This is a genomic window from Massilia sp. BSC265 (genome assembly GCF_000740675.1).
Lineage (GTDB): Bacteria > Pseudomonadota > Gammaproteobacteria > Burkholderiales > Burkholderiaceae_D > Telluria.
The window spans coordinates 129,726-142,970 of record NZ_JPXI01000024.1 but is presented as its reverse complement, the minus strand read 5'-3'; the positions used below and the strand labels follow the sequence as shown (position 1 = coordinate 142,970).

At 66.4% G+C, this 13,245-nt stretch carries 12 protein-coding genes; 9 read left to right on the top strand and 3 right to left on the bottom strand.

The window, feature by feature from the left end; translation table 11 throughout:
- Positions 1-287 precede the first annotated feature (287 nt).
- Positions 288-989, top strand: a complete 702-nt coding sequence (locus tag MA09_RS05265) for an outer membrane beta-barrel protein (RefSeq protein WP_036245966.1) — start codon at positions 288-290, stop codon at positions 987-989.
- A gap of 72 nt (positions 990-1,061) precedes the next feature.
- On the opposite strand, the gene MA09_RS05260 is transcribed toward MA09_RS05265, so the two are convergent.
- Entirely contained in the window at positions 1,062-2,720 is a 1,659-nt protein-coding gene (locus tag MA09_RS05260) for a peptide chain release factor 3 (protein WP_036246180.1), read from the bottom strand.
- A gap of 231 nt (positions 2,721-2,951) precedes the next feature.
- Between MA09_RS05260 and MA09_RS25225 the strand changes: the two genes are divergently transcribed.
- From MA09_RS25225 to MA09_RS23595, 7 genes are all read left to right on the top strand, one after another.
- Positions 2,952-3,353 carry a type IV pilin protein gene (locus MA09_RS25225; RefSeq protein ID WP_036245963.1) on the top strand — a complete coding sequence of 134 codons (402 nt, stop codon included), beginning with the start codon at positions 2,952-2,954 and terminating at the stop codon, positions 3,351-3,353.
- Positions 3,347-3,808 carry a GspH/FimT family pseudopilin gene (locus MA09_RS05250; RefSeq protein ID WP_036245961.1) on the top strand — a complete coding sequence of 154 codons (462 nt, stop codon included), beginning with the start codon at positions 3,347-3,349 and terminating at the stop codon, positions 3,806-3,808. Before MA09_RS25225 ends, MA09_RS05250 begins: the two co-directional genes overlap by 7 nt.
- A 4-nt stretch (positions 3,809-3,812) precedes the next feature.
- Positions 3,813-4,412, top strand: a complete 600-nt coding sequence (locus MA09_RS05245) for a type IV pilus modification protein PilV (protein ID WP_229440567.1) — start codon at positions 3,813-3,815, stop codon at positions 4,410-4,412.
- 29 nt (positions 4,413-4,441) lie between these two features.
- Positions 4,442-5,512, top strand: a complete 1,071-nt coding sequence (locus tag MA09_RS05240; RefSeq protein ID WP_036245959.1) for a PilW family protein — start codon at positions 4,442-4,444, stop codon at positions 5,510-5,512.
- The gene (locus tag MA09_RS05235; protein WP_036245958.1) at positions 5,509-6,084 is read left to right on the top strand and encodes a PilX N-terminal domain-containing pilus assembly protein; all 576 of its coding nucleotides are present in this window, start codon (positions 5,509-5,511) and stop codon (positions 6,082-6,084) included. Before MA09_RS05240 ends, MA09_RS05235 begins: the two co-directional genes overlap by 4 nt.
- Positions 6,085-6,115: 31 nt before the next feature.
- The gene (locus MA09_RS23600; RefSeq protein ID WP_051933189.1) at positions 6,116-9,439 is read left to right on the top strand and encodes a pilus assembly protein; all 3,324 of its coding nucleotides are present in this window, start codon (positions 6,116-6,118) and stop codon (positions 9,437-9,439) included.
- A gap of 90 nt (positions 9,440-9,529) precedes the next feature.
- Positions 9,530-9,949, top strand: a complete 420-nt coding sequence (locus MA09_RS23595) for a hypothetical protein (RefSeq protein WP_152594568.1) — start codon at positions 9,530-9,532, stop codon at positions 9,947-9,949.
- A 105-nt stretch (positions 9,950-10,054) separates the two neighbouring features.
- Here the strand turns inward: MA09_RS23595 and MA09_RS05220 are convergent, their stop codons facing one another.
- Both MA09_RS05220 and MA09_RS05215 read right to left on the bottom strand, forming a co-directional pair.
- Complete coding sequence (locus MA09_RS05220; protein ID WP_036245957.1) at positions 10,055-11,416, bottom strand: sensor histidine kinase; 1,362 nt, start codon at positions 11,414-11,416, stop codon at positions 10,055-10,057.
- Positions 11,417-11,434: 18 nt separating this feature from the next.
- Positions 11,435-12,118 (bottom strand): response regulator transcription factor, encoded by a 684-nt coding sequence (locus MA09_RS05215; protein ID WP_036245955.1) that lies wholly within the window; start codon positions 12,116-12,118, stop codon positions 11,435-11,437.
- A 269-nt stretch (positions 12,119-12,387) separates the two neighbouring features.
- Between MA09_RS05215 and MA09_RS05210 the strand changes: the two genes are divergently transcribed.
- Positions 12,388-13,188: a Crp/Fnr family transcriptional regulator gene (locus MA09_RS05210; protein WP_036245952.1), complete on the top strand. Its 801-nt coding sequence runs from the start codon at positions 12,388-12,390 to the stop codon at positions 13,186-13,188.
- Positions 13,189-13,245: the final 57 nt, after the last annotated feature.

Here is a 13,245-nt window from a genome sequence, read left to right as displayed (position 1 = left end):
GGCTCAGGCGCCGCGCGAAGAAGTGTTGGACTGGGAAGGAGTCGGATGGACCAGCATGATGCCTCCCTGAGAATAACGCGGATGTTGTCTTCAATTTCCTAAGCGCATTCAATGAATCTACGCGCTTCAATCTGGTGCCGGTTTGCGGTCGCTCAGATCGGCCGCCATCTTCGCCATCGAACCAACAAACATATGCATCGCGAAACAATCACTTACTATTTTGATATAGTTGCTCCCGTTGCACGTTGTATCCTTCCGCTCGGCCTGAATCACGGAAAGGAATAAGGATGGACGCCAAAGGCATCGTTTTTGCAGCTGCACTTCTCGCCATCGGCAGCGCGCAGGCGCAACTGGCCGACCCGCCGCCGTCACGCCTGTCGGCGGACCCGGGCGGACGTTACGGCCCCCTTGCCGAGGGCTTCAAGCGCTACCAGCCCCTCTACGGAGGCAACGAAACTGCCAATCCCAACGATCGCCTGTTCAGGGCGCAAGGCTTTCGCACCGATCCCAGGCTGGTGATCGGTTATGCCTTGAACCAGTACCTGTCGGTGGAGACGGGTTACTCGCACCTGCGCGACCAGGGTTTTCACAAACCAAATCCGTTCGATGCCCGGGAGAACGCGCAGGATGCCGCCGTCGGCGCCGGGGCGCTTGGCGCCAAGAGTTTCACGACCTACCTCGCGGCCAAGATCACGGTGCCTGTGACCGACCGCTTGACGGCCTACGGCAAGCTCGGCGTCGCACAGAGCGTCGTGAAGAACGATGGTTTCGTGACACCGCAAATGGCCGAAGCGCAGGCCGGCGGCAGGTCCACGGGCGTCTTCGGGGGCGAGACCGGCACCGGCGCGTATGGCGCGCTAGGTGCGAAATACAGGCTGAACGACAAGGCCACGATCAAGGGCGAAGTCATCATGAACGGCAGCGCCAACGACTTCCGCAGCAATTCAAACGCCACCGGCCTGCGGGGGAGCGTCGGATTCGGATTTTGAAGGGAATCGGCGCGCCGGCAGCTTGCCGGCACGCCAGGAGAGCCGCGCGGCGCCAGCGCCGCGCGGGGGCCGTCAGGCCAGCTTGGCCGCGTGCTCGCGGGTAGCGTGGAAGGTCAGTTTCGGCCAGCGTTCCTGGGTCAGGCGCAGGTTGACCCCGGAGGTGGCGAGGAAGGCCAGGTTGCCGGCGGCGTCATGGGCGACCTGATGGCCGAGCTGGTTCTCGAAGTCGGACAAGGCCTTCTTGTCGTCGCTCGACACCCAGCGCGCGCTGCTGATGCTGCTGCTCTCGAACACGGCATCGACGCCGTATTCGTTCAACAGGCGGCTGGCCACGACCTCGAACTGCAGCACGCCGACCGCTCCCAGGATCAGGTCCGAACCCAGCACCGGCTTGAACACCTGCACCGCACCCTCTTCGCCCAGCTGCTGCAGGCCCTTGTGGAGCTGCTTCACTTTCAGCGGGTTGCGGATGCGCACCGTGCGGAACAGGTCCGGCGCAAAGTACGGGATGCCTGTGAAGGTCAGCATCTCGCCTTCGGAGAAGCTGTCGCCGATCTGCATATTGCCGTGGTTCGGCAGGCCGATGATGTCGCCGGCATAGGCTTCTTCGACCTGCTCGCGGCTGGAGGCCATGAAGGTCACCACCGAGGACAACTTCACTTCTCTGCCCAGCCGCAGGTGCTTGACCTTCATGCCCTTCTCGAAACGGCCCGAGCACACGCGCAGGAAGGCGATGCGGTCGCGGTGCGCCGGGTCCATGTTGGCCTGGATCTTGAAGACGAAGCCGGAGAACTTCGGCTCGACCGGCTCGACGGCGCGCACGGTGGCGTCGCGTCCGCGCGGCGCCGGCGCCCAGTCGACCAGGGCCGACAGGATCTCGCGCACGCCGAAGTTGTTGATTGCCGAACCGAAGAACACCGGGGTCTGCACGCCCGACAGGAAACGCTCCAGGTCGAACACGTGCGAGGCGCCGTGCACCAGCTCCACTTCCATCTTCAGCTGCTCGATCTCGAGCGGGAACATCTCGGCCAGCTTCGGGTTATCGATGCCCTTGACGATCTCGAAGGCGCCGTCGGCCTTTTCCTCGCCGGCCTTGAACAGCATGATCTCGTCCTTCAGCAGGTGGTACACGCCGCGGAAGTTCTTGCCCATGCCGATCGGCCAGGTCACCGGGGCGCACTCGATCTTCAGCACGGATTCCACTTCGTCGAGCAGCTCGAGCGGGTCGCGGGTTTCGCGGTCGAGCTTGTTCATGAAGGTGACGATCGGGGTGTCGCGCATGCGGCAGACGTCGAGCAGCTTGATGGTCTGCTCTTCCACGCCCTTGGCGGCGTCGATCACCATCAGGGCCGAGTCGACTGCGGTCAGCACGCGGTAGGTGTCTTCCGAGAAGTCCTGGTGGCCCGGGGTGTCGAGCAGGTTGATCACGTGGTCGCGGAATTCGAACTGCATCACCGAGGACGCGACCGAAATGCCGCGCTGCTTCTCGATGTCCATCCAGTCCGAGGTCGCGTGGCGGCCGCTCTTCCGGCCCTTGACGGTACCGGCCAGCTGGATCGCGCCCGAGAACAGCAGCAGCTTCTCGGTGAGCGTGGTTTTACCCGCGTCGGGGTGGGAAATGATGCCGAAGGTGCGCCGCCGCGCGACTTCGCGCGCGATCACGGCGGCAGGCTTGCCTGCCGCACTGGTGCTTACGTCTGCGCTCACGTCAGAGGACAAATCGGTAGACATTTCGTCGGCGTTCTCGGTGCCGGGTGCTGCGGTATCGGTAGACATGGTCTCGGCCAATTCGGATTGATGCAAAACCGGCGATTTTACCGGGTACACGGCTGCTTGTGTGGACGGCGCGCATCATCCCGGCGCTGATCGGCGCCGTTTGTCAGCATTTTGTCAGCGTCGATTCAGCAAACTGACAGCTTAGGTGTTTATACTGGGCAACATTTGTCATTCCGTGAGGAAATAATGATTTCCCCAAATTCCAGGCGCCTGCACGGCTTCACCCTTGTCGAGCTCATGGTGGCAGTTGCCATCATCGGCATCCTGGCGGCGATCGCCCTGCCTTCGTACAACCAGTACATCGTACGCAGCAATCGCGCCGCGGCCCAGTCCTACCTGATGGAACTCAGCCAGGCCCAGGCGCAATTCATGGCCGACACCCGCAGCTACGCCGACAACCCGGACGACCTGGGCGTGACCCCGCCAAGCTCGGTAGCCGCCAAGTACGAGATCGACATTACCCTGGTGCCAGGGCCGCCGCAGGGCTATACGATCACAGCCAAACCCCGGCCCGGCTCCACCCAACTGCCGGATGGCGAACTGAGCATCAACCAGGCGGGTTTGCGCACGCCGGCCAGCAAATGGTAGATCCACGGCGCCAGCGCGGATTCACCCTGCCCGAGCTGATGACCGTGCTGGTCATCATGGCGATCCTGGGCGCGATCGCGGCGCCCGCCTATGGCAACTTCGTCGCCACCATGCGCGCGCGCAGCGCCGGCACCGACCTGCACACCGCCTTGAGCCTGGCGCGCAGCGAAGCGATCAAGCGCAACGCCGAGGTCACGCTGGCGCCTGCCGCCGGCGGCTGGCCGGCCGGCTGGGGCATCGCGGCAGCGGGCAACGCCGGCCGCCTGCTGCACAGCCACCCTGCGGTGCAGGTCGCCAGCATCACGGGCCCCGAGCGCGTCACCTACCAGGCCAACGGCCGCGTCAAGGGCGCGACCCTGCCGTCCTTCCAGATCACCGGCAAGAGCGGCGGCGAGCTGCGCTGCGTCATGGTCGACCTCTCCGGGCGTCCCAACCAGACCAACTCCGCCTGCTGATGCCATGAAACCATCGCTGCCTCCATCACTTCCTTTCGCCAGCCTGGTCCGCGCACGCGGCGTGGGCCTGGTCGAAGTCCTGATCACGATGGTCGTGCTCGCCTTCGGCCTGCTCGGCCTGGCGGCCTTCCAGGCCAAGGCCCATGTCGGCACCATCGAATCCTACCAGCGCGCTCAGGCGGCCGTGCTGCTGCAGGACATGCAGGCCCGACTGTCCGCCAACGGCGCCGCCGCCGCCGCCTATGTCACGCCCTCGCCGCTCGGCACCAACAGCACGCTGGGCACGAACTGCGCCGCCGCGGCAGCCGGCAAGGATCGCGACCTGTGCGAATGGAACGCCGCCCTGAAGGGCGCGGCCGAACAGCACGGCGCCAACAATGCCGGCGCCATGCAGGGTGCGCGCGGCTGCATCGAGCTGGTGCGCGACCAGAACGATGCCCCCGGCGTCTGCACCCCGGCCGTCTATCTCGTCACCGTGGCCTGGCAAGGCATGCACCCTACCAAGGCCCCGGCGCAAGCCTGCGGCAAGGACCAGTACGGCCCGGACACCCACCGCCGCACCGTGTCGGCACGCGTCGCCATCGGCCTGCCGGGCTGCAGCTAAGCGCGCACAGCAGAGCACAGGAAAACACCATGCGCCCCATCCCTTCCCTGCGCCGCGCCCGCGGCTTTTCGCTGGCCGAGCTGATGATCGCATCCGCCATCGGCCTGGCCATCCTGGCCGGCCTGTCCACGATGTTCGTCAAGAACACCCGCGTCCAGCAGGAAATCGAGCAGTCGCACCGCCAGGTCGAGAATGGCCGCTACGCAATCGACGTGCTGGGCGTCGACCTGCGCAATGCCGGCTACTACGCGGAATTCGATCCCACCGTCCTGCCCAGTCCCCCTGCCCTGCCGGCCCTGTGCGCCGCCAATCTGGACGAACTGAAAGCCGGCCTCGTGCTGCCGGTGCAGGGACTGGACAATGGCGCCGACCTGCCCGCCTGCCTGAGCGACGTGCGCCCGCACACCGACGTGCTGGTGGTTCGTCGCACGGCCACCTGCATCGCAGGCGTGGGCAACTGCGCGCCGCGCTCGGACGGAGGCCCCTTCTTCCAGGCCTCGCTCTGCAACAACGCGAGCGAACTCGATTCGCCCAGCGTCGCCGACTTCTACGCCCTCAGCCTGTCGGAGGTCAACCTGAACCGGCACCAGCGCGACTGCAGCCCGGTCGCCGGCAGCGGCACCCTGGCCGCCGTGCGCCGATACCAGACCCATATCTATTACGTGGCCAACAACAACCGCGCCGGCGACGGCATCCCCACCCTCAAGCGCCTCGAACTCGGCAGCACCGGCCAGGCCCCGACCTGGAGCACCGTGGTGCCGCTGGCCGAAGGCATCGAGGACCTGCAGGTCGAATACGGCCTGGACCTGGCCAAGGACGGCGTGGCGGATATCACCACGGCCGACCCCGCCACTGCCGCCGGCTGCGCCGATGCCGCCTGCGCGGTGGCCAACTGGCGCACCGCGGTCGCGGTGCGCATCCACGTGCTGGCGCGCAATACCCAGGCCAGCCCCGGTCACGTCGACCGCAAGAGCTACGTCCTGGGTTTGGATGCCGACGGCGATCCGCACACCGTCGACGCCGCCAGGGACGCCTACAAGCGCCACGTCTTCCAGACGCAGGTGGCGCTGCCCAACCCGGCCGGCAGGAGGCTGCCATGACAAACGCCATACACCGCCGCGAGCGCGGCGTCACCCTGATCACCGCCCTGATCCTGCTGGTGCTGCTGACCCTGGTCGCGCTGACCACCTTCAATGTCGGCAAGTCGAATCTGCAGGTCGTCAGCAACATGCAGCAGCGCGACGAGGCCGCCGCCGCAGCCCGCGAAACCATCGAGGAAGTGATCAGCAACACCCGCTTCACCGTCACGCCGAAGCATGTGCTGGCCTCCCCCTGCGGCGCAGACAACCAGCGCTGCGTCGACACCAACGGCGACGGCAAGGACGACGTGCGCGTGAAGATCGCACCGAGCCCGAAATGCGTGAAGGCGCCGGTGATCAAGAACACCGCGCTCGACCTGGCCAAGGCCGAAGACCAAGTGTGCAGCATGGGCAGCTCGCAGAGCTTCGGCGTGGCCGGCGCCGTCGACGGCAACTCCGCCTGCGCCGACAGTATCTGGGAAATCAGCGCGGAGGCGACCGACGTCGAGACCGAGGCCCAGGTCACGGTCACCCAGGGCGTGGCCGTGCGCGTGGCGCGCGACGACGTCACCAACAATTGTCCGACCACCTGAGCCACACCTGAGCAGCCGAGAAGGATTCACCATGTTCCGCACCCCGCGCCTCTTTTCCCGTCCGGCCATCCTGCGCCTGGCCCTGGGTTTGTCCAGCTCGCTGGCCCTCCTGCCGCTGCCGGTGGGCGCCGACGACATCGACATCTTCACTGGCGCTTCCGCCGGCGCCAAGCTCAATCCGCGCATCCTCATCGTGCTCGACAACACCTCGAACTGGGCGCGCCAGAACCAGAAATGGCCGGGCGGCGTCACACAGGGCCAGTCGGAAGTGAACGCGATCAAGCGCGTGGTGGCCGAACTCGACGGCTCGGTAAGCCTGGGCCTGATGGAGTTCGTCACCGGCGGCAACGCCAACGACGACGGCGGCTTCGTGCGTTATGCGATCCAGCCGATGGACGCGGCCAACCGGAGTGCGATCAGCACCCAGCTGACCACGATCTACAACAACATCAACAGTCCGGACGAGAAGCGCAACTCGCACACGCCGTACGGCAACCTGATGTACGACGTCTACAATTACTTCGCCGGCGCCAACGCCTACTCCCCGAGTGCAGTACTCGCAAGCAAGGCCGACAAGAACGGCTACACCACCCCCTACTCGCGCTTCAAGTCGCCGCTTACGTCCGACAACCTGTGCGGCAAGAGCTTCGTCATTTTCATCGGCAACCCGAATGCCAGCGGCCCAGCCGCGGATACGTCCGCCAACACTGCCCTGCTGAACACGCTCAACGGCCAGCCCGTCACCCAGCTCGGCCTGCCGAACTTCAGCACCAAGAGCGTGAGCACCTCCACGACCGTGGGCACGACCAGCGCCTGCTACGGCAGCCCGGCCGCGGCGGAATCCGCGCTGCCCTCCTTCGCTTCCGTTTGCGAAGGCTACACCGAGGGTTGCAAGCTCGGCACTGCGGTCCCCAGCGGTGCCGGCGTCTGCACCGCCGGCAACAGCCGCTACAACGTGGTGGCCACCGACATCGAAATCGACAATGTCCCGACCGGCACCTTCAGCACCGACACCGGTCCGCGCAATGCCGACGAATGGGCGCGCCTGCTGCACGACCGCGGCATTGCCATGCCGAGCGGCAGCATTCGCCCGAACGTGACGACCTACACGATCGACGTGCACAACGCCCAGCCGAACGCGGTGCACACCGCGCTCCTGCTGAGCATGGCGCGCGCCGGCGGCGGCAAGTACTTCCTGGCGAAGAACGAGGATGCCATCGTCGATGCGCTGAAGAACATCCTGATCGAGATCCAGGCCGTCAACAGCACCTTCGCCTCGACCAGCCTGCCGGTGAACGCCACCAACCGTTCGCAGAACGAAAACCAGGTCTTCATCGGCATGTTCCGTCCCGACAAGAAGGCCAAGCCGCGCTGGTTCGGCAACCTCAAGCGTTACCAGTTGATCGACAACAACGGCAATATCGACCTCGGCGACGTCAACGGCAAGGTGGCGGTGAATACCGTGACCGGTTTCGTGACGCCCTGTGCGGCCAGCTACTGGACCAAGGACAGCAAGAATTACTGGGAGGGCCTGGGTATCGACCCGGCGCCGCTCGGCACCTGCGACACCAGCGCGTTCAACGCCTTTTCCGACCTGCCTGACGGGCCCTTCGTGGAAAAAGGCGCGGCCGCGCAAGTCCTGCGCGAGGGCAATGGGGCGGGCACCCAGGCGGTCAACCGCAAGGTGCTGACCCATACGCCAGCCGGGCTGGCCGATCTCACCAGTGCCAACAGCGGCATGGCGGCCGACCTGGTCAGGTTCATCCGCGGCGAGGACGTCACGGGCGAGAAAGGCACCGTCGGCGCCAGCACCACCCGCCCCTCGATCCACGGCGACGTGATCCATTCACGTCCCCTGCCCATCAACTACGGCGGCAAGCAGGTCGACAGCAAGAAGTTCGGCGTGACCGTGTTCTACGGCGCCAACGACGGCACCCTGCGCGCCATGGATGCGGACACCGGCGTCGAGCACTGGGCTTTCGTGGCGCCCGAGTTCTTCCCGCGCCTGTCGCGCCTGATGAGCAACACGCCGCTGGTCGCCTATCCGGGCATGCCGGACCAGGACATCGCGCCTACCCGGAAGGACTATTTCTTCGACGGTTCGACCGGCGTCTACCAGAATGCCGACAGCTCGAAAGTGTGGATCTTTCCGACGATGCGCCGCGGCGGACGCATGATCTACGCCCTCGACGTCAGCAAGCCCCTGAACCCGGCATTCATGTGGAAGGCCGGCTGCCCCAACCTGGGCAACGACACCGGCTGCACCGCCGGCATGTCGGGCATCGGCCAGACCTGGTCCACCCCGAGCGTGGCCTTCATCAAAGGGTATAAGAACGGCGCCAGCCCGGTCCTCGTCGTGGGCGGCGGCTACGACAGCTGCGAAGATGCCGACAGCAAGGCGCCAAGCTGCACGGGCGCCAAGGGCGGCGTGATCTACATCCTCGACGCGGAGACCGGCGCGATCGTGCGCAGCTTCCCGACCGCGCATTCGGTGGCGGCCGACGTCGCGATGGTGGACATCGACAACGACGCCATGCCCGACTACGCCTATGCGGCCGACACCCGGGGCGGCCTGTACCGGGTCGACTTCATGGACGCCAGCCGCATCGCGCTGGCGAGCGCTTCCTGGACCAGCCGCAAGGTGGCGGAGACGAGCGGCGGCGGGCGCAAGTTCCTGTTCGCGCCGGCCCTGCTGGCGGCCCAGGACCATGTCTATGTGGCGATCGGCAGCGGCGACCGCGAACACCCGCTGGCCAGCCAGTATCCGTACAAGGACGTCACCAACCGCTTCTACGTGTACAAGGACACGCTGGCGACCGGGCTGGGCGCCAGTCCGGCCGACCTGGACCGGCTGGAGGACTACAGCACGAGCGCCCGCAACACCTGCTCGAATGCTGCGATCGTGCCTGGCAGTACCCTGAAGGGCTGGTTCATGGACCTGAACGGGAACGGCCAGGGCGAGCAGGTCGTGACCTCGGCGCTGATTGCCGGCGGCATGGTGACCTTCAGCACCAACCGCCCGATCCCGCCGCTGGCCGGCACCTGCTCCACCACCCTTGGCGAAGCGCGCGGCTACTGGGTCAACCTGCTGAACGGCTCGGGCGCGATCGGCGTGAACGGCACCTGCGGCGGCGAGCGTTCCTCGCCCTTCGTGGGCGGCGGCCTGCCGCCCTCCCCGGTACTGGCGACCGGCGTGCCGGTCCTGGTCAACGGCAAGCCACAGGCGACCACGGTCGTGATCGGGGCGGTACAGCGCAGCGCGGGCGCGAGCGTGGCGATCGCCCCGCAAAAGATCCGCCCGAACATCAGCTCGCGGCGCAAGCGCAGCTACAGCTATACCTCGGGCGCGGACTGAGATCAAGGGACTGTCGCTGCCAAGCGTGCGCGCCTGTCGCGCCCAGGCGCTTCATACTGTTTGCGTTCTCCTACTCGCAAGGGATTAGCCATGCCAACAGTGAATCTGGATGAGCTCGAAGGGGCGGCCATGATGGTCGAGGATGGCGGCGGCACCGTCACGGCCCTGGTGTCGCGCGAAACAGGCATGATCCACCTCTTGAACGAGGAGTACATGGACGAGGAGGCGCCAATGCCGTCGGCATCCGGCGGCGACGAGCGTTATGTGCCGGTTCCGCCCGCTGGCACGCTCGGCATCGGAGACGGGCTCGTGCTGCGCTTTGCGGCCACCCACCTGGCCGACGACCAGGATACTGTTCGCGACCTGTTCCGTGACAGGGACACCGAAGGCTTCGCCCGCTTGCTGGAACAGCGCGGCGCGGGCGAAACCTGGGAGCGTTTTCACGAAGAAGCGACCCGTACCGCCTTGCGGCACTGGTGCGAGGAGAACGGCTTGCAACTGGCCGCTTGAGTCGAGCTGCACGTCCGACGACCGCGTCCGATCCTGGCCCCTTGGTAGACGTCCGGAATGGCGCAGTGCGGGGCCTTGCCGCTCTCGCGGCAAGAAGGGGCCGTGTCAGGCGCGCCGAGGCGGTTCGTGCTCCGGGAAGCAGACTGCGACCCGCAGTCCGCGTCCGTTCGTTCCATCCCCGAGTTCCACGCGCGCACGGTGGGCGGCGGCGATCTCGCGCACGATGGCCAGGCCGAGGCCCGAGCCCTGGCTGTGCTGGTCGAGCCGCACGAAACGTTGGAACACCTGCGCCCGCTTTTCGGGCGGGATGCCGGGCCCCGAATCCTCGACCTCGAACAGCGCCCCTGCCGGCGTCGCCCGGCAGCGCACGGTCACCGTGCCGTGTGCCGGCGTATAACGCAAGGCGTTGTCCACCAGGTTGTCGACCAGGTCGCGCAGCATGTGGTGCTCGCCGGCGACCGGAGCGGGTTCCAGCTCGAAGCCGAGGTCGATGTCCTTGCGCAGGGCCCGCTCGACAAAGGCCTGGATCGACTCGGCCACGATGCCCGACAGGTCGAGTGGCGCGAGCTGCACCCGTTGGAAGCGGTCGGGCCCGGCGCGTTCGAGCGACAACAGCTGGTTGGCCTGGCGGATCATGCGTTCGTTGGCCTGCAGCAGCTGCTCGACGGTGCGCAGCGTCTCGGGATCGCCACGGTGGCGGTCGGCCAGCCATTCCAGCTGCAGGCGCAGCCCGGCCAGGGGCGTGCGCAACTGGTGCGCGACGTTCGCGCGGAAGTCGTCCTGGGCCTTGGCGCCGGCAGCGATGCGCTCCAGCAGTGCGTTGAAGGCGTTCACTACGGGGAGCAGCTCGCGCGGCATGCCGTCATCAACGAGCGGCGCCAGGTCGTGGCTGCCGCGCGCATCCAGCCGGGCGCGCAGGCGCCCCAGCGGCGCCAGGCCGTTGCCGACCGAGAACCAGACCAGTCCCACCAGGGACAGGCTGAATACCACCTCGAGCAGCACCAGCGCGCGCACGATGGCGGAACGGACCTGCTGGCGCTGGCTCAGCGTGCGCGCCACCCCGACCTCGACGGGGCCGCCGCTTCCGGGCACCAGCAGGCTGGCCACCCTCACCGCTTGACCGTGCATGCGGTCATCGCGTACCGGTTCATCGCCGGTGCGCCGGGGAAAGGCAGGATCGCCGGCCAGCGTCCGGCCTTCGGCGTCGCGCACCACGAACCAGCTGGCGTCCGGCGATCCGGCCCCCAGCACGCGGGCCGCTGCAGGTAGGTCGGCAGGCGGGTGGACGGCCGCGCCGCCGGAACGCAGGCGCGTGGCCAGGCCGGTAGCGGCGTCCAGCAGGCCCTGGTCGAAGGCGCGCTGGGCCGGGGTCCAGGCCAGCAGGTAGGTGAGGCTGGCGGCCAGCAGGTTAAAGACGAGGATGGGCGCGACCAGCCACTTCAGCAAGCGCAGGCGGATGCTGCTCATGGACGGTTCATTGGCAGCTCAGCCGCCTGCTTCGAGCAGGTAGCCGAACCCACGGATGGTGCGGATCGCCACCCCCGCCCCCTCGATTTTCAGGCGCAGGCGCGAGACATAGACCTCGACCGCATTGAGGGTCAGGTCGTCGCCCCAGGGGGCGATGGCGTCGATGATCTGCTGCTTCGACACCACCCGGCCGGCGTTCTGCAGCAGGTACTCGAGCACGCCCCATTCGCGCGCCGACACCTCCAGCACGCGCTCGCCTACGCGGGCGCGGCGGGTTGCGCCGTCGAGGCTGAGCAGGCCCAGCCCGAGCTGGCTGGGGGGCGGGGCGAAGCGCCGCGCCAAAACGCGGATGCGCGCCACCAGTTCGGCGGTGGCAAAGGGCTTGACCAGGTAATCGTCGGCGCCGCTTTCCAGCCCGCGCACGCGGTCTTCGACGGCGTCGCGGGCGGTGAGCAGCAGCACAGGGGTGCAGGCGCCGCGGGCGCGCAGGCGGCGCAGCACTTCGAAGCCGTCGATGCCGGGCAGGCCGATGTCCAGCACGATGACAGCCAACTGCGCTGCCGGCTGGCCGCCCTGCAGGCGGGCATCGGCGGCGAGCCCGTCGCGCAGCAGTTCGACCTGCATGTCCTGGGCCTGCAAGGTACGCACCAGCCCATCAGCCAGCACGGCGTCGTCTTCGACCAGCAGCAGGGGCAGGGGCATCGTCGCGTCAGGGGAAAAGAAAGCCACATTATGCGCGAAACCGCAGCAAAAACGTTTCCCCAACAGAAGAAAATAAGATGTCAGAACGACATCTCTCCAGTAGGACTGGACTTACAAAACCGGATGCGGCAAGCCTACACAGGTGCGACTGCCAGTCTTATGTTCGCCAACAGACTATAGCTTTATTGTTCACACATCGCGATGAGGAAACGAAAACAAGACCTCAGGCAATCGCAAACCGATACACGTTAGAGATAAGAGGACATAAAATGAACAACGCTCAGCTTGGTGGTACGCAGAAAGCGCAACACAAGATCCCAGCCACGAGTGAGACTGTGAAAGCCGCGTCCCGCCCCGTTGTCAGCTACAGCGGCACCCAGCAGAACGAACTGCTCGGCGCCCTGCCCCGCCAAGACCTGGAAACCCTGTTCGAGCACCTGGAACTTGTCCCGCTGCCATTTGGCAAAGAGTTGTTTGAGTATGGCAGCAAATTGGAATACGTGTATTTTCCGACCACGGCAATCGTGTCGCTGCTGTATGTGATGGAAGACGGCGCCACCACCGAGATCGCGGTGGTCGGCCACGAAGGCGCCGTCGGCGTGTCGCTGTTCATGGGCGAACGCGCCACCTGCAGCGCCGTGGTCCAGAGCGCCGGCTACGGCTATCGCCTGAAAACCCAGTACCTGCGTGAAGCCTTCAACCGCGGCGGCGCCCTGCCCCAGCTGCTGATGCGCTACACCAACGCCCTGTTCGCCCAGATGGCGCAGAACGCCGTCGGCGGCCGCCACAGCTCGATCGAACAGAAACTATGCCGCTGGCTGCTCGACCGCCTGGACCGTTCGGCCAGCAACGAGCTCAAGGTGACCCAGGAACTCATCTCGATCATGCTCGGCGTGCGACGCGAAAGCATCACCGCCGCTGCCGGCAAGCTGCAGGACGAAGGCCTGATCCAGTACCGCCGCGGCAACATCACCGTCCTCGACCGCGCGGGCCTGGAAGAATATGCCGGCGAATGCTACAAGGTCGCCAAGTCGGAATACGACCGTCTGCTGAGCGACGTGGCGCGCTAAACAATCGCGCCTGACAAAACTCCGAGGGCAAGGCGCAGCAACGCGGCCATCACCGAA